The 20850-nt window shown below is 51.1% G+C and carries 25 protein-coding genes; 11 read left to right on the top strand and 14 right to left on the bottom strand.

Annotation, left to right across the window (positions count from 1 at the left end; genetic code table 11):
- Positions 1–184: 184 nt before the first annotated feature.
- Entirely contained in the window at positions 185–1462 is a 1278-nt protein-coding gene (locus R1T41_RS00620; protein WP_063086236.1) for a Rieske 2Fe-2S domain-containing protein, read from the bottom strand.
- Between R1T41_RS00620 and R1T41_RS00615 the strand changes: the two genes are divergently transcribed.
- From R1T41_RS00615 to R1T41_RS00595, 5 genes are read left to right on the top strand one after another with little or no spacing between them, the layout of a single operon-like run.
- Positions 1451–2545, top strand: a complete 1095-nt coding sequence (locus R1T41_RS00615; protein WP_223304934.1) for a PDR/VanB family oxidoreductase — start codon at positions 1451–1453, stop codon at positions 2543–2545. The two genes, R1T41_RS00620 and R1T41_RS00615, sit on opposite strands and share 12 nt — an antisense overlap.
- Entirely contained in the window at positions 2529–3752 is a 1224-nt protein-coding gene (locus R1T41_RS00610; protein WP_223304935.1) for a Gfo/Idh/MocA family oxidoreductase, read from the top strand. The genes R1T41_RS00615 and R1T41_RS00610 overlap by 17 nt, the downstream gene beginning before the upstream one ends.
- The gene (locus tag R1T41_RS00605; protein ID WP_175494872.1) at positions 3749–4741 is read left to right on the top strand and encodes an ABC transporter substrate-binding protein; all 993 of its coding nucleotides are present in this window, start codon (positions 3749–3751) and stop codon (positions 4739–4741) included. The genes R1T41_RS00610 and R1T41_RS00605 overlap by 4 nt, the downstream gene beginning before the upstream one ends.
- Complete coding sequence (gene nadC / locus R1T41_RS00600; RefSeq protein ID WP_063086232.1) at positions 4738–5619, top strand: carboxylating nicotinate-nucleotide diphosphorylase; 882 nt, start codon at positions 4738–4740, stop codon at positions 5617–5619. The genes R1T41_RS00605 and nadC overlap by 4 nt, the downstream gene beginning before the upstream one ends.
- Before the next feature lie 4 nt (positions 5620–5623).
- Positions 5624–6073 (top strand): hypothetical protein, encoded by a 450-nt coding sequence (locus R1T41_RS00595; protein ID WP_063086230.1) that lies wholly within the window; start codon positions 5624–5626, stop codon positions 6071–6073.
- Between the two features lie 15 nt (positions 6074–6088).
- Here the strand turns inward: R1T41_RS00595 and R1T41_RS00590 are convergent, their stop codons facing one another.
- The 3 genes from R1T41_RS00590 to R1T41_RS00580 all read right to left on the bottom strand — a co-directional run bounded on the left by R1T41_RS00590 (position 6089) and on the right by R1T41_RS00580 (position 9369).
- Complete coding sequence (locus R1T41_RS00590; protein WP_063086228.1) at positions 6089–6592, bottom strand: MarR family winged helix-turn-helix transcriptional regulator; 504 nt, start codon at positions 6590–6592, stop codon at positions 6089–6091.
- A gap of 122 nt (positions 6593–6714) precedes the next feature.
- Positions 6715–8490: a thiamine pyrophosphate-binding protein gene (locus tag R1T41_RS00585; protein ID WP_063086225.1), complete on the bottom strand. Its 1776-nt coding sequence runs from the start codon at positions 8488–8490 to the stop codon at positions 6715–6717.
- A gap of 576 nt (positions 8491–9066) precedes the next feature.
- Complete coding sequence (locus R1T41_RS00580; protein WP_198155600.1) at positions 9067–9369, bottom strand: hypothetical protein; 303 nt, start codon at positions 9367–9369, stop codon at positions 9067–9069.
- Positions 9370–10092: 723 nt separating this feature from the next.
- Here R1T41_RS00580 and R1T41_RS00575 point away from each other — a divergent pair.
- From R1T41_RS00575 to R1T41_RS00565, 3 genes are all read left to right on the top strand, one after another.
- Positions 10093–10302 (top strand): DUF3892 domain-containing protein, encoded by a 210-nt coding sequence (locus tag R1T41_RS00575; RefSeq protein WP_209220769.1) that lies wholly within the window; start codon positions 10093–10095, stop codon positions 10300–10302.
- A 349-nt stretch (positions 10303–10651) separates the two neighbouring features.
- Positions 10652–11866, top strand: coding sequence for a hypothetical protein (locus R1T41_RS00570; RefSeq protein WP_317336894.1), 1215 nt, complete (start codon positions 10652–10654; stop codon positions 11864–11866).
- Positions 11850–12320 carry an ATP-dependent endonuclease gene (locus R1T41_RS00565; RefSeq protein WP_317336892.1) on the top strand — a complete coding sequence of 157 codons (471 nt, stop codon included), beginning with the start codon at positions 11850–11852 and terminating at the stop codon, positions 12318–12320. The genes R1T41_RS00570 and R1T41_RS00565 overlap by 17 nt, the downstream gene beginning before the upstream one ends.
- Here R1T41_RS00565 and R1T41_RS00560 read toward each other — a convergent pair.
- The 6 genes from R1T41_RS00560 to R1T41_RS00535 all read right to left on the bottom strand — a co-directional run bounded on the left by R1T41_RS00560 (position 12321) and on the right by R1T41_RS00535 (position 16518).
- Positions 12321–13453 (bottom strand): IS3 family transposase gene (locus tag R1T41_RS00560; RefSeq protein WP_317336890.1). Its coding sequence is split into 2 segments (ribosomal slippage): positions 12321–13204 and positions 13204–13453, totalling 1134 coding nucleotides; the frame shifts between segments, so codons are not numbered across the junction.
- Between the two features lie 53 nt (positions 13454–13506).
- Positions 13507–14412 (bottom strand): DDE-type integrase/transposase/recombinase, encoded by a 906-nt coding sequence (locus R1T41_RS00555; protein WP_317336889.1) that lies wholly within the window; start codon positions 14410–14412, stop codon positions 13507–13509.
- 39 nt (positions 14413–14451) lie between these two features.
- Complete coding sequence (locus tag R1T41_RS00550) at positions 14452–15246, bottom strand: TnsA endonuclease N-terminal domain-containing protein (protein ID WP_317336888.1); 795 nt, start codon at positions 15244–15246, stop codon at positions 14452–14454.
- Between the two features lie 28 nt (positions 15247–15274).
- A complete protein-coding gene (locus R1T41_RS00545) occupies positions 15275–15625 on the bottom strand; it encodes a hypothetical protein (protein ID WP_317336886.1) in 351 nt (116 codons plus the stop codon).
- A 218-nt stretch (positions 15626–15843) separates the two neighbouring features.
- Positions 15844–16146, bottom strand: coding sequence for a helix-turn-helix domain-containing protein (locus R1T41_RS00540; RefSeq protein WP_317336884.1), 303 nt, complete (start codon positions 16144–16146; stop codon positions 15844–15846).
- A gap of 27 nt (positions 16147–16173) precedes the next feature.
- A complete protein-coding gene (locus tag R1T41_RS00535; protein WP_317336882.1) occupies positions 16174–16518 on the bottom strand; it encodes a type II toxin-antitoxin system RelE/ParE family toxin in 345 nt (114 codons plus the stop codon).
- 130 nt (positions 16519–16648) lie between these two features.
- On the opposite strand from R1T41_RS00535, the gene R1T41_RS00530 reads away from it, so the two are divergent.
- Positions 16649–16894, top strand: a complete 246-nt coding sequence (locus R1T41_RS00530) for a hypothetical protein (protein WP_317336881.1) — start codon at positions 16649–16651, stop codon at positions 16892–16894.
- A 37-nt stretch (positions 16895–16931) separates the two neighbouring features.
- Here R1T41_RS00530 and R1T41_RS00525 read toward each other — a convergent pair whose 3' ends face one another.
- Positions 16932–17387 carry a type II toxin-antitoxin system YhaV family toxin gene (locus tag R1T41_RS00525; protein ID WP_317336880.1) on the bottom strand — a complete coding sequence of 152 codons (456 nt, stop codon included), beginning with the start codon at positions 17385–17387 and terminating at the stop codon, positions 16932–16934.
- Positions 17384–17707 (bottom strand): type II toxin-antitoxin system PrlF family antitoxin, encoded by a 324-nt coding sequence (locus tag R1T41_RS00520; RefSeq protein WP_317336878.1) that lies wholly within the window; start codon positions 17705–17707, stop codon positions 17384–17386. The genes R1T41_RS00525 and R1T41_RS00520 overlap by 4 nt, the downstream gene beginning before the upstream one ends.
- A 184-nt stretch (positions 17708–17891) precedes the next feature.
- Between R1T41_RS00520 and R1T41_RS00515 the strand changes: the two genes are divergently transcribed.
- The gene (locus R1T41_RS00515; protein WP_317336877.1) at positions 17892–18152 is read left to right on the top strand and encodes a helix-turn-helix transcriptional regulator; all 261 of its coding nucleotides are present in this window, start codon (positions 17892–17894) and stop codon (positions 18150–18152) included.
- Positions 18130–19725 carry a type II toxin-antitoxin system HipA family toxin gene (locus R1T41_RS00510; RefSeq protein ID WP_317336876.1) on the top strand — a complete coding sequence of 532 codons (1596 nt, stop codon included), beginning with the start codon at positions 18130–18132 and terminating at the stop codon, positions 19723–19725. The genes R1T41_RS00515 and R1T41_RS00510 overlap by 23 nt, the downstream gene beginning before the upstream one ends.
- Before the next feature lie 331 nt (positions 19726–20056).
- On the opposite strand, the gene R1T41_RS00505 is transcribed toward R1T41_RS00510, so the two are convergent.
- Positions 20057–20476 (bottom strand): type II toxin-antitoxin system VapC family toxin, encoded by a 420-nt coding sequence (locus R1T41_RS00505; RefSeq protein WP_317336875.1) that lies wholly within the window; start codon positions 20474–20476, stop codon positions 20057–20059.
- Positions 20473–20730: a FitA-like ribbon-helix-helix domain-containing protein gene (locus R1T41_RS00500; RefSeq protein WP_317336874.1), complete on the bottom strand. Its 258-nt coding sequence runs from the start codon at positions 20728–20730 to the stop codon at positions 20473–20475. Before R1T41_RS00500 ends, R1T41_RS00505 begins: the two co-directional genes overlap by 4 nt.
- Positions 20731–20850: the final 120 nt, after the last annotated feature.

The raw sequence follows: 20850 nt of genomic DNA, 5'->3' as shown, positions 1-20850 counted from the left end.
GATTTTTCCTCCCGGGAATTTCCGTGTTTATTATTTTTTGTAATCACGGAAAGGTCTCTCTGGTCTTTTTTATAAGATATCTAAATTAAATGGCAGCAAAGGAGATCAGTCAACCATAAAATTAGATATCTTAGTTTTGTTCGAAAAAAATAGCAGGCTCACAAACGAACCTGCTATCAAAACCTTATTCGGCAGCGACACTTTTCTCTTCCACAAGAGTTCGCCAATCCACTGTCTGCGGATAGACCCCCTCGCGCGAAGCGATGTCTGCATGCGGAATTCTTGGCTCGACGGTACCGATCGCATCGCCACCGGCAGCAACTTTTCTGGCTGCATCAACCATCAAGCGGCGAAACTCGACAATCGCGAGATCGGAAGCCCCAAGAATATCTACCGATCGATCAACAATGGCACCCATAGATACCCACATCACAATATCCTGATTGGGAATACCCTTAACACCCGTGAAACTCCCGAGCTTCATAGCCTGGCGATCCTGCAGGAAATTATTGTGCAATTGACGCTGGGAGACCCAACGATCATCAAGGTGAATGCCTTTTTGTGCGTGATTGAATTTTCGCCACTCTTCGGTTGTCGGACAGGCCTTTCCACCCCAGGCAATGAAATGGAAATGAGTGGTTTCATCGTCAATAGGAACGATAACACTCGCAACATTATAATTGTTATTCGGCGGGATCAGAGATGTATAGGGTGCAATATACTCGGTAATACGAAGATAGTTATGGGTACTAGGATTTTTGATCGGCTTACGGATCGCAGCATAGTGGAAGCCGTAGCTGGTCGTTTGGGTCTGCATGCGCGGAGATTTATCCGTCGAAGGGCGGTACCATGCCTGATCATCCGCGGAAGCGCCTTCAACGCGGGCCGGCTTCATATCCGATGAATGCAAACTGGACGAATGTGCGGAATCGATCTGCCCTTCGGTAATCTGCGCCCAGTTGGCCGGAATCCTGATTTTCAGGATTGAAACCTGGGTATCTTCGGTCGGGGCAAATGCAGGTGGCGAAAACGGATACATGTCTTCTTCTTCGCCAAGCCATGCCCAAACAAAGCCCCCCCATTCGACGGTCTTGTAAGACTTGTGCTTTACCTTCTCATGTAGCGGACTGCCTTCGGGTTCGGACGACATGGCAACACAGTTGCCTTCAACATCGAACTTCCAGCCGTGATAGAGGCACCGCAGTCCGCAATCTTCGTTACGACCAAAAACCAGAGATGCACGTCTGTGCGGGCAGAGCTCATCAAGAAGACCAAGCTTTCCGTTTGAATCCCGAAAGGCGACATAGCGATTGCCAATCGCCTCCACCAGCAGCGGTTTGCCATCCGCTTCGGCAACTTCTTCAATGAGGCAAACCGGCGTCCAGTGCTGGCGCATCAGCTTCCCCATTGGCGCATCACCCGAGACGCGGGTTAACAGGTCATTCTCTTCATGGCTGAGCATAACGTGAACTCTCCTCCTTTGTGTTTTCTTAGATATCAAAGAATCAATATCACATCATTACAGGCATCTAGTGACTTGACAAGAATTATTAGATATCTAATTTATTCATCAAAGTTACTTCGGGAGGAAAAAATGTCAACAGAATTAGAAAGCATAAAAATGCGCGTAGAGGCACGGCGTCAGCTAACGCCTTATATTTGCGAGTTTACGCTTTCCCCCGTGGATGAGATCGAACTCCCTGCCTTTGCGCCGGGATCGCATATCACCGTCGAAACGCCATCCGGCGCGATGCGCCGCTATTCGCTTGTTAATGATGGGGAATTTCCGGAAACCTACGTGATTGCCGTGAAACGCGAGCCTGAATCGCGTGGCGGATCATCCTCAATGCACGAGTCAGCTACTGAAGGTAGCGAGATTACAATTCAGGCACCCGAGAACTCGTTCGCACTCAAAAATGCACCGAAATATTTGCTGATTGCAGGCGGAATCGGGGTCACTCCAATTTACGCAATGGCCAATCACCTGTCTGCGCAGGGCAAGCCGTTCGAGATGATCTACTGCACCCGATCTGCCGAGGAAACTGCATATCTGGATGATATCAAAAACGCATTCGGATCACGCGTTAAGTTTCATCACGACAATGGCGATCTCAATCAGGTTTATGATTTCTGGGATCACTTCGAAGAGCCCGGTGCCGGGCATGTCTATTGCTGCGGTCCATCCCCCTTGATGGAAGAAATCAAAGCCATCTCAGGCCATTGGCCGGAAGGGCGTGTGCATTTCGAAGACTTCAAAGCCGTCGATGCCGTGCGCGAAGACGATAAACCGTTTGAAGTGAAAGTCGCCAATCTCGATACCACCATCACGGTTCCTGCTGACAGGTCCGTTCTCGAAGCACTTCGTGATAATGGCATCAAAACGGTAAGCTCTTGTGAAAGCGGCACCTGTGGCACTTGCCGCTGCAAGCTGATCGAAGGGGATGTTGACCATCGCGACATGGTCCTGATGGATGAAGAAAAAGACAGCCAGATCATGATTTGTGTCTCCCGCGCAAGGGAGGGAAATCTTGTCATCGAACTCTAATCAGCCGAAGCTTGAGGCGCCCTTGCGCCTTGGCGTCATCGGGCTTGGTCGCGGGTTCATGCTGACATTGCCAAGCATCAATGCAGATGATCGGGTGCAACTTGTTGCGGCATGCGCACCGCGGGAATCTTCACGTGCGGCGTTCGAGCAGGAGTTTGGCGGGCGCACCTATCAGAACGTCGAGGATATTTGCGCCGATCCGGACGTCGAAGCCGTCTATATCGCCACACCGCATCAAATGCATGTCGATCACGTGGAAATTGCTGCGAAAGCCGGAAAGCATGTTTTGGTTGAGAAGCCACTTGCGATCCATCTTGAAGACGGCATCAAAATGGTCGAAGCCTGTGAGAAAGCGGGCGTGCAACTGATTGTGGGCCCCAGCCACAGCTTTGATGGGGCTGTAATGTTGGCCCATAAGATCATTCAGTCTGGCGATGTCGGCAACGTCCGCATGATTCATGCAATGAACTATACCGACTTCCTATATCGTCCGCGTCGACCGGAGGAACTCGTCACAGAAGAAGGCGGCGGAGTGATTTTCAGTCAGGCTGTCCACCAGCTTGATATTGTTAGGCTTCTGGGTGGCGGCATGATGAAAACCATCACTGCGGCCACCGGGAACTGGGATCCGGCCCGCCCGACTGAAGGCGCATATAGCGCATTGGCTACATTTGAAGGCGGTGCCTTTGCCTCTTTGACCTATTCGGGCTACGCGCATTTTGATTCCGATGTATGGCAAGGCTGGGTTGGCGAACTTGGCTATCCGAAGGACCCTGAAAGCTACGGTCAAGCCCGCAAAGCCTTGACCAAGGTTTCAAGCCCGGAAGAAGAATCCGCCCTGAAATCCGGTCGAACATATGGCGAAACCCCGGCACGACCACCCGCGCCAAACCACGAACATTTTGGCCCGATCATTGTCTCGTGTGACGGCGGCGATCTGCGGATTACGCCCAACGGGGTTTGGCTGCACGGCCATTTCGAACAGAAATACATTCCTGCACCGCTGGAGATGGGCCCACGCGCCGGCGTTAACTCCGCCTTGATTAAAGCTGTCCGCTTTAACGCTCCGCCATCACAAACCGGGCGCTGGGGCCTTGCCACGCTTGAAGCGTGCCACGCGATTTTGCAATCCGCAGAAGCGGCAGCACCGGTCAAGCTGCTTCATCAAATACAGACACAAAAAACAAATATTGGAGGAAACTCGTGAGTAATCTGACACTTTCACTTGCCTACGGAGACTATGATCGCACCAGGCCGATTTTTGATGGACGCGTCAAAATTGATGGCGTAGATCCCGTATCAATGCTGCTGTCCCCGGAAGAAATGTTCTTCCGGGCATTCCGTAACGAAGATTTCGATGTCAGCGAGCTTTCATTTTCGTCCTACTGCGTAAAACTCGCACGAGAAGAATCTCACTATGTGGCAATTCCGGTCTTCCTGTCGCGCGCCTTCCGCCACACGTCGGTTTACATCCGGACGGACAAAGGCATCAATAGCCCCGAAGACCTCAAAGGACGCCGCATCGGTATTGCGGAATATCAGCTGACGGCAAATGTCTGGGTGAGAGGCATTCTTGAGGATGACTATGGGGTAAAACCATCCGACATCCATTGGGTACGTGGTGGCATGGACACGCCGGGTCGGCCGGAAAAGATCAAGGTTGATCTGCCCGATGATGTCAAAATGACCCAGGCGCCAGACGGTGCGACGCTTAATCAGATGCTGATGGACGGTGAGATTGATGGTTTCATTGGTCCGCGTTGGCCAAAATGCTTTAACGAAGGTCACCCGCATGTCGGGCGCCTGTTCACTGACAGCATTTCAGCGGCAGAAGACCACTATAAACGTACATCGATCTTCCCGATCATGCATGTGTTGGGTGTCCGCAAAAGCTTGGCTGAGCAGCATCCATGGCTTCCCGGGGCGCTGCTTAAGGCGTTCTCGCAATCAAAGAAGATGGCGCTTGATGCGCTGAGCGACACGTCCGCGACGAAGGTCACGATGCCGTTTGTCGAAGACACGCTTGATCGCGCGAAAAACCTTCTGGGTGATGATCTTTGGCCCTATGGCGTTGCGCCAAACCGCAAAGTCATCGAGACGTTCCTTGACTATCACTACCGCCAAGGACTTTCACCGCGCAAACTTTCGATCGACGAGCTTTTCCACCCCTCCACGCGTGAGGTCTTCAGCCTATGACCAATACCATCGCAAAAACATCTGCAGTCATGCCCTCCTTGCCGCACATTCTGATCGAGGAAGGCGTTCGCGCCGCCCTTAAGGAGGATCTTGGACGCGCCGGCGACCTGACCACGGATGCAACAATTGGTCCTGATCTCAGTGCAAAAGTATCTTTGGTCTCGCGTGAAGCCGGGCGTTTATGTGGTGTCGATTTCGCACGAAGTTCCTTTGCACTTGCCGGTGCGGGGCTGGCGTTTGAGGCATTCAAGAAGGATGGAGATGTTCTGGCCCCGGGTGATGAAATCGCCCGGGTGACCGGCAATGCACGTGCCATACTGTCATCGGAACGCGTTGCGCTAAACTACCTGTGCCATCTGTCAGGCATCGCAACGACAACCGCAAAGTTCGCAGATCTAATTGCTCATACAAAGGCACGCATTTGCTGTACGCGGAAAACCACACCGGGCCTGCGCGCATTTGAAAAGTATGCGGTGCGCTGTGGGGGCGGTGCCAACCATCGCTTTGGTCTTGATGATGCCGTCCTGATCAAAGACAACCACATTGCCGTTTGCGGATCTATCACCAACGCAATTGAAGCTGCCCGCAATTATGTCGGCCATCTTGTCGTAATCGAGATCGAAGTCGACACGCTGATACAGCTTGAAGAAGCCCTTGCAGCGGGCGCATCAACGGTGCTGGTTGATAATTTCGGCATCAACGGTCTGAAAGAGGCGGTTGCCCTTAATGCCGGCCGTGCGCGGATCGAAGCATCCGGTGGCATCAATATCGACACCATCAAGGACGTTGCTGAAACCGGGGTTGATTATATCTCAAGCTCGAAAATCACGATCTCGGCACCAACCCTTGATATTGGCCTCGACGTAACACTGGGATAGGAAAATGAAACAGTTTCAGCCAGGCGATGTGATTGAGGTCAAACTTCCGGGTGGTTTTGCCTATGTACAGATCACACATAATCACCCGGCCTATCCAGAAGTCATTCGTGCATTGCCGGGTTACTACAAAAAACCTCCGGAAAACATTCTCGAACTCGCATCAGGTCAATCAGTCTTCACGGTTATGCTGCCGTTATTTTCCGCAATCGAGCGAGGCATGCTTGAAGGGCGAAAAGTGACAAGCACGAAGGTCCCCTCCAGTGACAGCACCTTCCCGACATTCCGTATTCCCATCAGGGACCGACAAGGAAATGTTGTCTATTGGTGGTTCTGGGATGGTGAAGGACTGAATTATGATGCAAATCCAGATGCCGGAAGCGAAAACATGCCGCTTCGCGAAATAACCACGACCGATACCTTTATCGAGAGGCTTTCTGCGACCGCGCCGTGTTAAATACCTGAAAAAAACTTAAGTCGGAATGCGGGTAGGAGGGACCTTTCGCCCCTCTTCACCTGCTTTTCGCTCATCCTCTTCAAGATTATCCAGAATCAGAAGCATCCCCTTACGGATTATATCCAACTCGGAAGATGACAATCCTGCCAGCGCAACCTCGTTCACCTCTACGGCAAGCGGTTCAAGTTCGATGCGCAGTTCTTTGCCACGCTTGGTCAGAAACACATGCTGTTTTCGCTTGTTTCCGGCTAGCGTTCTTTTTTCAAGAAAACCAAGCGCTTCAAGCCGCTGCAGAGCCGTGTGGGTTGTGGGTTCAGTTAATCCGGCTTCTTCACTCAACTCACGTTGTGTCAGACCTTCCTGCTCCCACAGGATGCGTAAAAATATCCACTGCCCGAACGTAACATGATGAGAGGCCAAACGTATTTGCAAAGACCGGTTAAAACCCCGAGTTGCCAACCGGATAATATGAGCAAGACGCTCTCGCGAATTGGGAACTCTGTTTTCTTTATCGGTCATGAACAAAACGACGCCCTTAAAGCCAACTGAAATATTTTGCGTTTGACTGATACAGTCGTCGTATAGAGGAGTCAAACATGCTTGATACACAGCATATCAAGCATGGTTGACACATGCCATATTTACTCTGCTGTTTCATCCGCCGTGCGGGTCATTCCCGCAGACATTGCTTTGCTGTAACCCGGGGTGATGCGTGCATCGATAACGACAGCATTGCCCTGTCTGACATCCTCGAGTGCCACCTCAATTGCCGATTTCAAATCACGCGCATTGGTCACGGGACCAATGGCCTTTACCCCTTGCGCGCGGGCCATGGCGGCAAGATCGATATCAGGTCCTCCAATATGCTGACCGATCCATTTGTTTTCAACTGGACGTTCACGGCTGACGGCAACTTTTTCCTGATGGATTTCGTCATTATAGAAAGATCGATTATTGGCAATGATCGCGAGGAAAGGGATACCGTAACGGGCCGCGGTCCAGAAGGCCGAAACACCCATAAGGTAATCGCCATCCCCCAACACGGCAACGGGTAGCCGATCTGTACCCTTCAGTGCCAGTGCTGCCCCGACCAGCATACCCGGCCCTGAGGCAATACCTGCGCCACCGTCATAGCCAAGATAGTCAAGTGGATGACGGAAATGCCACAAATCCCCGCCCCAACTCAATGGCAGACGAACAAGAGACACAACCTCGTTTTTAAGCCCATCGCCGAGGGCCGCAGCAAGGGTATCTACATCCATAGGTCCCAAATCATCTGTCAACTTTCCGGTACTGAAAGCCGGCAAGTTCTGCGGTTTCAATTGGGGTGTTAAACCGACCTCTTTACATAGTGTACGTATGACGATGTCGGGCTCAGCCGCAATATGCAGATCAGCTCGAACCGCGGCCTGATGATCAAGGCTCCAGCCATTGTGAAGTTGGTGATCAACCGATAGCTGAACGAGTGGTGCATTCTCGGCCTGAGCGCCAGCCTGTTTGAGTGTGCCCGCAACGTCTACCCAGTCAAAACTGACAATCAAATCAGCTTCGTTGAGGACTTTTGCACCATCAGGGGAAAGGAAAAATCCTGGCGTTCCGGAATGAAGAGAATGGTCTGTCGGAAAGGCCGCACCCAGTTTGATATCGGTGAGAACGCGAGCATTGAAATGCTCTGCCAAAGCCACTCGGTATGCCCAGTCATCTGCAGACCGAGAAACTCGGCCCATAAGAAATACTGGGGACCGGGACTCTTTTAGCCGCGTGTGAAGTTCCGCAAGCGCGTCGGGCAATAATCCCTGTGACATAGGCAACTTAAAACGCCTTGGATCGGGTGTCTTGATCGGGGCTGTGACAGCCTCTTCCTGTACTGCAACATCAAAACAAATATACACAGGAGCCATGGGTGCTGTTTTTGCAATTAAAGCGCCGCGAATCATGGCCTCAAGCGAAGCAGATAACGATGCAGGTTGATCATCCCATTTGACATATGGCCGAACAATCGCCGCCTGATCGCGCGACGTGTGGATCCAATCTATCCAAGGTCGTCGTTCCGTCGCATCGACAGGACCGGTTGCCCCAAAGACCATAACAGGGACTCGGTCACACCAGGCATTGTAGATAGACATTGTCGCATGCATTAAACCGACATTTGCATGCACAATCGCGGCCATAGGCCGTCCGGTTACCTTCGCCCAGCCATGTGCAATTGCGACGGTATGTTCTTCATGAAGGCACAACAGCATTTGAGGATTTTCGTTGCCCAGATGATTAACAAGGCTGTCATGCAGCCCACGAAAACTGGAACCGGGATTAAGCGCTACATATTCGACATCGAGAGCACGCAGCATCTCCGCGATCAGATCGCTCCCCCACAAGCCTGTTGTCTCGGATATGACAGGCCGCTCGACCTTTTCCATCTCTTCCTCCCGATTTTTTACTTTAGTTGGTGTTCTTTATAGTCTCCCATTTAAGTACTTCGATATCTAATATCATGTCAAACGGGTTTTCCGATGCTATCTGCGGCTCTGATCCTCGTGACGGAGCAATCTGCTTCTGTTTTTCCGTCTGGGTAGCTAAGCGGGACTTCCTGCTTGTTTGGGAGCGGATGGTGAGGCCGTCGCCGGGCACTTGAATGTGCACTGGAAAGAGGTGGTCGATAAATGCGCGGTTCGTGATGTCACTGCGACGTGCTGCCCTAGACGATAAACAGACCTGCTCTTACACGCCGCAAAACCCTGTCCCTTTACTGGACCAATGGCGGCTCCACCCTTGACCAAACTCCGTATCCGCAATCGTGCTCAATGCTACGAATGCGTGGCACTGTTTGAGGAATAAACTCTAAGAGCAGTCTGACATGCAGGAGAGGGAGTCGACCAGCCAGTATCTCGGTTCGGAGAGTCATTTCGCCTCGATGGCAGATGACTCACCTTGGTCAACAGTTTCAAAGCAATCTTGGCTATTGCCGGTATCTGATCTGAAACCGATACGCGCTATCACTGTCCGTCCAGACAGTTGTCTAGATATTGCCGGGTTGTAAGCAGAGCTGGCAATCCATCTGCGATCATGACATCAAGGGGTTTCGCCCCAAGAAACAGCGGCCCCTGATTGGGCAGCAATATCCAGGAGCGGGCGATCGGCGTGTTAAAATACAGCTCAAGGCTGCGATAGATGCCGATCAGTGCGCTCAGCCTGAGCATCTGATCGACATTGATCCGGCCGCGATAATTCGGGCGGCGCGCGCCGCGCCATTTGCCCGGGGACATATCGGCAAGGGCTGCCGCCTGACGGGCGGACAATGCCCAGTTGTGTGCAATATTGCGATAGGCCTTGAGCGCGACCGCAGTCGCTCTGGGGTTCTGGCTGAAGTGCGCTGCCGTGGTCCGTGCCTCCCGTTTTATCTCTTCTGCCCGTCAACAAGCTGGAAATGTCGTCCCGTTTCGCCCATCATACAAGGGTGACATGGGTCGAGAGTTGGATGCATGACAAGGGAGGTCCCTATGGATTCCACCAGCATCAATCTTTTTCTCTTCGGCACCGGGGCCTTTTTCGTCCTGCTGCTCATTGGCATAAAGATCGGCGAATATCTGGAAAAGCACCCGAAGCCGGACTGACCCTTTTCCCTGGGCGAAAGATAGGCGGCGCGGTGCGGCCTGGCCTCTCGGCGAGCCGATCGTTTCGGAGAAGCCAAAGCCCGCCGGAGATTGGCGAGCTTTGGCCATTGTCTGTCGGGGGAGGCTTAGAGCCAAACGGTGCCGACAGCCCAGAATTGAGATGTTGGGTGGAGAGGATACCCTGTCAAGCAGGCGGGCAATCGTTTCGGCTGTGAATTTGTCCGTTAAGGTCTTTTAACGGACAAATTCATCTACTGTTCGGCCAAGAAGAAAAGGCAGATGGCAGGGCCCTGTTTCGATCATCGGTGGCGCAAATAGGTGAATAGTGTCTTTTGGTTGATTATTTTTAAGTGAAGATTCGCTGAAGTTGTTTTATTCTGTGCTTTCAGTAGATTTCCAAGGAGCTTGATGATGACCAAGATCAAAGGAAAGAACGACGGTCCCGGTGGGCGCAACGAGCACTACGACGTTGGACCTCGTAAGAATGTTCCGCGTAAGCAAATAGTGAACGAGATTAAAAAAGGTCAGCATCCTGACGCCCATGTTGTGAAGATCAATGGTCGGGAATACGCGCGCGACAATCCTGATCGCTCGAAAAAAGACAATGTGAACCGTTAAGTCTCATTGCACATTCTGACACGAGTACTAAAGGCGAAATTGCTGCCGTTTAAACTCTGCTATTCTTCCGAGATGTTGGCCGAATTGAGGGCAGGAGTGCTACCCATGACAAAATATGTAGTGGGATAACCCAGTTGAAGCGGATTTTGTGATACCAATAGTTTTGGCACTTTCCAGCAAACCATTAACCACCTTTGCATAGCCCCCCTACTCTTAATTGGGGCGTGGTTGATCAAGCATTGACGTTTGCTTCTGGTCTAGAATGGCTCCCATCAAATTGCACAAATCGATCTGGAAGGTTTTTTCATACCTTCTGATTGGGACGTTCCTTTGGCAAATGGGGGGAGAGATGAGATCAAAACTAGTAAGTATTTCCGTAAAGAATGTCGGATGTATTGGCAGCGAGACATTGACCGTTAAGCTGGACAATATTCTTTGCCTGGTTGGTGCAAACAACGCCGGAAAGACTACAATCCTGAGAGCCTACGAGCTGGCGCACACGCCGAGTTCATTCGATTATGCCAAGGATCGTTGCAATTGGGCTCCCGAAGGTGAAGCGTCGGAAATTCAACTTGATGTGCATATCCCTGAGGGTATGGGCAATGTTGACGAGAAATGGAAATTTGATGACGGCAACGGTCTGCGCATCGTACGAAGTCGCTGGATATGGCCTGCAGATCGTGAAGGCATTACGCGTGAGACTTGGGATCCAGAGGTCGAGGACTGGGCAAGTGATGGTAAGGCCGGCGGGGCCGACAATGTATTCAAGTCTCGTTTACCAAAGCCAATGCGTGTCGGTTCTCTAGATGACGCGATCAAAACGGAAGAAGTGCTCCTCACTTTGGCTTTGAGCCCCATCGTGACCGAGTTAAAGGCGTCCGCGAAGGACGAGAATTCGGATCTGTTTAAAGCAAGACTGGCACTTGCCGATACAGTGAATAAAGTGGCTGTACCGCACGAAGCACGGATAAATGAAATCTCAGAAAAAGTGATGGGGAGCTTGCAAGCTGTATTTCCTGATCTCGGGGTAAAGCTGCAAGTGGAAATGCCACCACCAGATTTGAAAATTGAGACCTTACTTAAACAGGGATCAGGAATAAGGATCGAGGAGGCAAGTGGAAAGTCTCAGCTTACCCAGCAAGGCACGGGAGCGCGCCGAGCACTTTTTTGGTCGATGCTACAGGTCCATAACGAGATGGAGCGTGACAAGGAGCGTCGTACCGCTGTTGAGAAGGCTTTGATCAGCGAAGAAAAGAAGAAAACAAGAGATGAGGCCAAAATAGAACAGTTAGCTGCGACACTTGCTGCCTTAGACGGTACCGGAGATTTTCCTGCCGACGCGGAAGACCCTGCATTGCCCGGCTATATATTGCTCATGGACGAGCCGGAAAATGCGTTGCATCCGATGGCGGCCCGTTTGGCTCAAACGCATCTCTATGCACTCGCCTTATTTCATCAACCCGTTGGAAGATCACACGACGATCGCAAGATTGGAGCGGTCTGTCGACGGAAAATCGATCTCGCCGCTTATCTATGTAGCAGACCAGGTGTCGTTCTCCCCTGATGAGAAAGAAAACCTGAAGGCACTGCAATTGACGGATGTCAGTTTGGCTGAAGTTTTTTTTGGCAGTTATCCTATCCTGGTGGAGGGAGATACCGAACAGGCTGCGTTCCTTGGCTCTGTTCAGAATGAAGACTCCAATTTGAAGCGGAGTGCCAGCATCATTCGAGCACGAGGCAAAGCGATACTGATACCGCTCATGAAGATCTTGCATCATTTCAAGACAGACTTTGGGATTGTTCATGATGTTGATTGGCCTTTCTCCAAGTCTGGCGAGAGCCACAACCCCATGTGGACAATTAACAACTCTATTCGCGAAGCTGTTATCGCGTGTCGTCAAGACGGTATCAATGTTCGACATCGTTGGAGTATTCCCGACTTTGAACGGTTTCTTGGTGGAGAGGAGCTTGGCAAAGACAAACTGAATAGCCCCTGGAATTGTAGACACCCGGATTGATCAGATTTGTCGTCTTTCGAATTCGACGGGTGACAACATCCCATTGGTACTATGTTTGCGCTTCGGGTTATAGAACATTTCTATGTAGTCGAAGACGTCCTGACGTGCCTCATCCCGTGATTTATAAACCCTGCGGCGGATGCGTTCGCGTTTAAGCAAGTTAAAGAAACTTTCGGCAACAGCATTGTCATAACAGTTTCCGCGGCGGCTCATACTATGTTCCAGATCGTGCTGACGAAGGAAAGCGGCCCAGTCGATGCTGGTATATTGGGAACCCTGATCAGAATGGATCAGTACCCTGTTCTTTGGCTTTCGCCGCCAGACGGCCATCAGCAATGCTTGCAGAACAACATTTGTATCTTGTCGCTGCTTCAATGCCCAGCCAACCACCATGCGGGAATAAAGGTCAATGACGACGGCAAGATACGCAAATCCTTCCTGTGTCTTGATATAGGTGATATCGGTCACCCAAGCGGTATTTGGTCTGGCGGTATCAAACTGCCGATCCAGTTTGTTGTCAGCGACGACAGCCGGTTTGCCGCCATATTTGCCGGGACGCTTCTTGTAACCGATCCGCGCGCGTATGCCTGCATTGCGGGCCAGTCGGGCCACACGGTTCGGGCTGCAACGCTCTCCCATATCCATCAGATCATCATGGATCTTGCGGTAGCCATATACCTGACCGCTATCTTCCCATATCTGGCGAACAAGCGCGGTCTGCCTTTGGTCTTCCAGAAACCGGGCGCTGTGTGGTTTCTTCTGCCAGGCATAAAAGCCACTGGGATGAACCTGCAAACACCGGCACATGGTGCGGACCGAATAGACCCGGCGATGCTGGTCAATAAACGCGTACCTCATTTTGCATCCCTGGCGAAGTACGCGGTTGCCTTTTTTAGAATATCGCGCTCCTCGGTGATCCGGGCGAGTTCTTGCTTCAGGCGGCGTATCTCGGATGATTGTTGATCAGCTTCAGCAATCGCATCAGGGGACTTGCTGAACTTCTTCCTCCACACATACAGGGAATGTGTGCTGACACCGAGACGTGCAGAAACTTCCGCTACTGAGTAGCCTCGTTCGGTAATCTGGCGAACGGCATCAATCTTGAACTCATCGGTAAAATGACTCTTGGGCATCGTAAACTCCTTGCCTCAATTTATAGGCTATCGGGTGTCTACAATTCCAGGGGCTATTCAAAACGCTCAATCACAGCACCAAATTGCGGTGCTCCTTTAGGACGATAGTCAAGGGAAATACCGTGTTGATCGCAGCCTCGTTTGAAGGCTGCGCTATGGAAATCTGAGCCGTTATCGACGAAAATTTTCTCCGGAAGTCCCTGCATTGACCAATTGCCCGAGATTTTATGTTCACGCAGCAGTTGCTCTTTGGGTAGGACAGCTTGTGTCAGACAGAGGGCGGTAGATAGTGAGCTTGGCGCTCCGAAAGAAAGATAAAAGCCCGTGCAGGCGCGGCTGTATAAATCGACGGCCGACGTGATCCAGGCTCTATCAATTCCTTCGCGTTCATTAGGGTCAACAAGAGTAATATCGGTCGGGGTGTGGTCGATTTGGGCTTGTTCGAGAGGACGAGTTGCCGTGGTTGCAGAACCCTTGTGTGGCTCAAAAAGATGTTTCGCTTTCTTTTTAGAATAGCGATGTTCTGTCGCTATGAAAGCCGGGACGTCTGCAATTCGACGATAAATGGTAGGTTTTGAAGGAGGTGAAAGTTTGGCTTTGAAACACTGCAACTCGACTTCTTCGACAACACGTGCCCGTATCGGACGCTCTTTTGTCAGATAAAGGTTTTTAATTACATCAGAGATAATTTTTTCGACGTCGGGATGGAGGCGTTGTTTGGTCTTGTTGCCTCTGTTAAGGCCAACCACAAGACTCGAAGTCTGATGATCCTTCCTGAAATTTTTTACCCAGCGGTAAAACGTCGGGACACTGCAATTCAATTTAGCAGCAAAATCTGCAGCCAGTTCTTTGGTCGGGCTGGCAATTTCAAGCCATCGTTCAATAACTTGCCGACGTTCGAGCGCGCTATCCCAACGCTCGTCGTCAATTTTGTCTGGCTGAGTGTTTTGGAATGTCAAATTCCTAGCCTACGCAAAAGAAACATAACGATATCGAAACTATAATAAATAGATCGATAAATCAGCATCTAATCTACTTTCATCATCGGCAAAAAGCTGATGTGTCGCAAGCATCTTGAGAACTTCTGTGTGAACTTGTTCCTCAGAAAAATTGTGAAGAGCATCTGTGATTTGCCGGATTGTCGCAACTTTGTGCTGCTGGACAAACAGGTCAATTGCAAATTCTACCGGAGTATCAGAATCCAGAAAGCGATAGGGCAGGAGCTCACGAGCACGTTCAAGTTCTGATGTTCGGATTTCTTTTTCGGTGAAGACGCTAAAGGACCAGCCTTTGAACTCGGTCCATTGTTTTGCGTGCTTGAATTTTTGCAAAAGGGTTGGCTGATTTTTACCATCAAGGTCGGAAGTGTATTTGATTTCCACCAGCATGGTGTGCAGGCCAGATTCCGGCCGCTCCAACTCATGACGATAACGCGTGATTAGAAAGTCGGGCGTGTAGGTTCGTTCTTTGCCCAGGTCATCCAGATATCTGATGGTGACCGGCTGAGCTTCGATTGAAAAAACACCCCTTCTTCCGGTCATCAAGATAGCAAAATCGCGTTCCAGTGACAATTCGAAGGGTATTTGTGGTTGGTCAGGGGCTACTTTTAGTAAACCCGTTATTGATCGGTCGGTTGGCCGAATTTCACGTGCGCCGCGTGTTTCAGCGGAGATGTCATCAAGGATTTCAAAAAAACTCTCAGCAAGGCTGTAATTTTTGCCGAGTCTCATATTTTGTGTTTCAGTCTCATATTTAGTGAGCCAATCCACCCATAAGCCTTTGTTTTTACTCATACCTGTAAGTCTCATATTTTATGTTTCTTTACATCAGCCTCGTTAATGCCGAGACAGGAAGGCGGATCCTTCCATGACCATAACCAATGGCACAAGGATGCATAAAATGGCCGGGCCGACCGATGATCTTGAGGTTTTCCTGCATAAATTCGATCACAGGGCATCTCGCATCGAGGAAAAGATGGATAATCTTGCCTGCCATCGAACTCAGACTGATCGACGGCTGAACAGGGTTACTGAACTGCTTGCAATCGGAACTGCTTTGCTGCTCTGTCTTCTTCCGCTGGTTATTGCGTTTCGATGAAGAGTGCGATGGCAGCACATTCTGAAGAATTCGCTCATAAGGGTCGGGAAGCATTCCAGTGCCATAAAGCTGCATAGTTTTCTTCTGGTCTCTTCTGCAGGAGATTCATGCATTGAATATTCGATCGAAATGAGAAAGCCCCGCCAGATTATCCGGCGGGGCTTCTCTAAACCAGGCTCGCTTTACAACCGCTCTTGGGCGGGTAACTTCAGCCGAGACTGAAGCCGGAGGAGCGCATTGCTTTCGCAATCCCGTTCATACGCTCAATTCAAAAATCTGTGACGAAATACTCGTCAAACGGAAAAACCGAAATGTTTTCCGTCCGGCAGCTCGACATCCAGTCGCAATTTACCACCGGCGGCTTCGATGTATCGTTTCAAAGAGGAAACCCGTAGATCGTTACTGGGTTTCTCCATGCGCGCAACTGTGGGCTGCGCAACACCAAGTGCCAGCGCTATTTCACCCTGAGTTTTATCCAGCATTGCTCTCAGCTCTGCCAAATTCAGCTCCATCAGGATTTCGGCAGCTTCCTCTTTGGCTCGGGCGACAACTTCCGGCTTTTCACGCGCCAACAATTCATTCAGCGTTCTTGCCATCTTGCCTACTCCATTTCTGTCGTTTCGTCATTTATTCTTGCTTAAATGTGCTTTGAATTCACGGTCTGCTATCGGGATCATTTCCTTGTAAAACCGTTTCTCATCTCCGGCTTTGTTCCCGGCACACAACACGATGCCGCGGCGCTTCGGATCGAAAGCAAAAAAGGCTCTCAGCGGATCCCCTTTGCTTTGAACACGCAATTCCTTCATGTTGCTGTACGAGGATTCTTCGACCGTATCAGCATAGGGGCGACCCAATGTTGGTCCCTTCTCTGCGAGAACAAGAAGCAAGGCCGTCATTCTGGCTCTATCCGTATCATCCAGATTGTCAAACCAGTCGTCGAAGATATCTGTCGTCAAGACTTCCCACATGCAGACCTCAAAGCGCCATAGCGAATTCGCTATATAGCCTTTATGCTATATTATTGACGGTACCGTCAATAAAAAATGAGGTTACCTCATTCTTTCTCGCCCGGTATGTCCAATATACTTTACATTTTGAATGGACAGCGCTACAGATGCGCTTGAAACCTTCTATCGCATTTATGATCGAGATCGTTGGAACATCGAAACCTACCGGATGGAAATTTCGTGCATGTTCCGCCGACTGAACCAGATCCATGCCTCTCCGTTGAAAGAGTTCTGGCTGACCAACAGCCACAGGCTGTTTTCCTTGCAACGGATAACAGTCTATTTGATGGTTTTGGCCGTCCTGACTGCCATTTTCAATCTGGCGAACCGCTCATAAGGGTTGGGAAGCATTCCAGTGCCATAAAGCGGGTTTGTCAGTCCTGCTTCTTACGCCAGTCCGGTTTGCATGATTTGATCAAATCAGAGAAATCATCGGGAGGATTACCCCTGTCCAGCATGCCCTGAAACACGGCATAAGGGTCGTTTTTCGATCCGGCTTTTCTCTTGGTGTTGTTATCATTGACCCAAGCGAAGGCAATGATCTTCCGAGTACTGTCATATCGAAAAAATAACCGGAATCGACGACCACCAAATTTTGCACGGCGCCAATGTTTGTAAGATTCGCCAAGTGTAGTGCCCTGACGAAATTCACGAGCGGCAGGATTTAGAGGGATGGTTTCATAAATCAGCTTGGAAACCATTTTGAACAGCTTAACATTGGCATTGCCGGGATTAGCCGGCAATGCCTTCTGAGCCGCCTGATCAAGTTTGAGCAGTTGCTCAATGATCATTGGGTGAAACAGAAGTGTCCAGTCATTGACCTTGGTCAAAGCGCAACATCGCCTTCAATCACTTCATTGAGGTCGATATCTTCAGCTGCTGCAATACGCATGCGATTTTCAAGATCGGTTGGCAACGCAAACAGATTTCCGTTGGCCATGTCTTTCTCAATTACGCTCAGAAATCCCAGGATTGCTGGATCCTCATGACCGGCTTCAGCACGTTTGACCTGCATCACAGCACCTCCTGCTGTATCAAGGGAACACACCAACCGCATGCCCTTCGATACACCCATTGCATCGCGCAAAGGCTTCGGGAGCGTGAATTGCCCCTTGGACGTCACGGTTGCAATTTCTTCAAGCACTGCCATTTCTGCATACCTCATTAGGTAAGATTAATTCCTTACTTCGAGTAAGATACGCTTATTGACGGTACCGTCAATAAAAAATGAGGTTACCTCATTCTTTCTCGCCCGGTATGTCCAATATACTTTACATTAAGGGTAAAATATCCTTAAATGTCCAATATACGGTACATTTTGAATGGACAGGGCCATGCTTTCGCTACAGGATATCGGCAAGGAGATACAGGCCGCACGCAAGTTTCAGAATATGAAACAGGCAGAGCTTGCCAAATTCGTCGGAATCTCCCGGACAACACTCAGTGATCTTGAACGAGGCCGGATCTCGGAACTGGGTTATGTGAAGATTAGCGTTCTGCTGGCCGTTCTGGGCCTTGATCTCAAAATTGTTCCGGCCAATTCCGGCCGCCCCACGCTTGAGGATCTGATGGATGACAATCAGGGTATGGAGTGACTTGAAATCAGCCGGGTTGCTTGATCGTCACGGAAATTCCGGAACAACATTCTCCTATGACCATGCCGCAAGCCCGGACCGGGCCGTCTCCATGACCATGCCGGTCCGCCCTGCCTCCTGGGACCAATCCCGCGGCCTTCTGCCGATCTTTGAGATGAACCTCCCTGAAGGCTATCTTCGGGACCGGATTTCCCGACAGTTTTCCAAGGCTCTTGGCACGTTCGATGATTTCGATCTGATCTCGGTTGTTGGCCGCACCCAGATGGGTCGGTTGCGATATACAGGTCCGGATGAGCAGCCCGGAGAGGATGTTCCTTTTCATTCGATCGACGAGATCCTGCGCAGCCGGCGCAATGGCGAGATGTTCGATTATCTGGTCGAGCGATTCACCCAGCATTCCGGGATTAGCGGTGTGCAGCCAAAAGTGCTGATCCGGGACAATCTTAGCGATCCGAATACGCGCCTGTCGCCAAGCTTCCGGGGCGCGACCCATATTGTCAAACTGTGGGACCCGCGTGAATATCCGGAACTGGCTGCCAATGAATTCTTCTGTCTCCAGGCAGCCGAGCGGGCCGGTCTCCGGGTACCGCCACATCGCTTGTCGGAAAGCGGCGAGGCACTTGTGATTGACCGCTTTGATCTCAAACCGGATGGCACCTATCTGGGCATGGAGGATTTTTGTGTTCTGAACGGCAAAACCGCCGATCGCAAATATGACGGCAGTTATGAAAGTGCCGTCATGAAACGGGCCCAGCAATTCATGGGCGATGCCCAATGGTTTCGCCAGGGCCCGGAGATGTTCAGGCTGATCGCCCTGAACTGCATGCTGCGCAATGGCGATGCCCATCTCAAAAACTTTGCCCTGCTCTATGACGATGTCAATGGCCGCATGGAGCTGGCACCCGCCTATGACATCGTCACCACGACGGCCTATATTCCGAGCGACAGGATGGCGCTCGTGATTGACGGCAACGGCAAATGGCCGGAGCGCGATAAACTGATCGAGCTTGGCAGCCGGGCGGGCCTTCGGCACCATCAGGCCGCGGCGATCATTGATGAGGTCGCGGAAGCTGTCAGTGCAACCCGGGACGAAATCCGGACCTATATGAAGGATCATCCGGAATTTCGTGAAATTGGCGAGCGGATGATCGCGTCCTGGGAAGACGGACTGGCCCAGTCGCTGGAACCGGGAAAACAGATATCTTCCGGAGCGACCGTCTCAGCAGCACCGTCCATGCAAGGCACCAAGATTGCGGATGACAGGCTCCATGCCGGTCTGACACCGCTTGCCCTTGACACTGCCCATGACAAGGGACTTCTGGATCGGACCCGCGCAAGCCTGGCTGCAAAACCGCCTGAAGAACTTGACGCGCTGCGTGAGGTGACACGACATCGCATCGAGGAGATCAACCGGACAGCATCCCCGCCCCGGATGATGCTTCAGGAGCGGCGTCAGCTCGAAACCGGGCTTGGCTTGCTCAATGACCTGACCGGTCGGTCATCCGGGAAAGAACAGTCCGCCATGACCGCGGTCAGTTCAATCGGCACCAAGCCGGCAGGCCGGAAAATGTAAGCCCCTGTAACCGATGACAGTCAGTTCCGGATAACTGTCATCACTTTAATTGCCTCTATCGGAAACTATTCGAAGGAATGGTGACAGATCCTGATCGCGGTACCAGCAATCGAGGCCATCGTCATGACGTACTTTCCAAAGGTGACCGGTAAAGTGTGCGTCGGATTTCCACGTTTCGGCAATAACTGTCCCGGGGTTGGGATATAGCAACCCCGGCCGGGACAAATCATTAACCCAAACTCTGGACCCGATCTTCACAGGATCTACCTGTCAGTTGTTTGAAATACAGCCAAATAATTGAAAAACCTGGCGACCTTGACTCGACTTCACCTTATGTTTCCCATGGATTAATGACGTTGAGACCTGCCACCTGAAATGGGGCAACGTCGCGCGTAACAATGCTGAATCCACGTGCCTTCACAATGGCAGCGATATAGCCATCTGCCGTGCCGATGGCCTGACCTTCGGCCCTGGCCCGCGCCATCAAGTTCGCGTAGGCTTGTGAAGCGTCCATATCAAAAGGCAGAACGCGACCTGCAAAGGCCGGTAGAACCTCGTTCACCAGCCGTTCCTTGTAGACCTTGCGACGCTTGCCTTCGGGCATTGTCGCAAGCCCGTAGCGGATTTCGGCCACGGTGATCGCGGATAAATAGAGTGTTTCAACGGCCTGTTCATCGATCCACGCCAAAACGGTGGGATTCGGCGCGATTTTCCACAACTCGGAAATGACGTTGGTGTCGATGACGATCATTCAAACCTCATAGGCTCGGCTGGCGTTTTGTCGCGGAGCTGATTGAAGCTCTCCGCTTCAGCATCGGTCAGTCCGCCCGCCTCGCGGGCAATGGAGGCTAACAGCGAACCGAGCTTCAGGCGCCCCTCGGGCTTCGCCGCCTTATCCAGAATGTCGCGGAGTTCAGCCTCTGCACTACGTCCATGCATGGCAGCGCGCACCCGAATTGCCCGATGCACTTCATCAGGAACGTTGCGAATGGTGATGGATGGCATTGCTTGCTATCTCCTATGGTGCCTGTAATGTTTGCATTATACATAAGTGCAAGCAGTTGCGCTACTGTTCTGCGCCGTCTTTTAAAGGACCGTTTTCCAGATGAAATTCGATGAAAAAGA

The organism is Thalassospira lucentensis, assembly GCF_032921865.1.
Classification (GTDB): Bacteria; Pseudomonadota; Alphaproteobacteria; order Rhodospirillales; family Thalassospiraceae; genus Thalassospira; species Thalassospira lucentensis_A.
The sequence above is the reverse complement of the archived record's forward strand: the minus strand, read 5'-3'. Positions and strand labels throughout refer to the sequence as shown.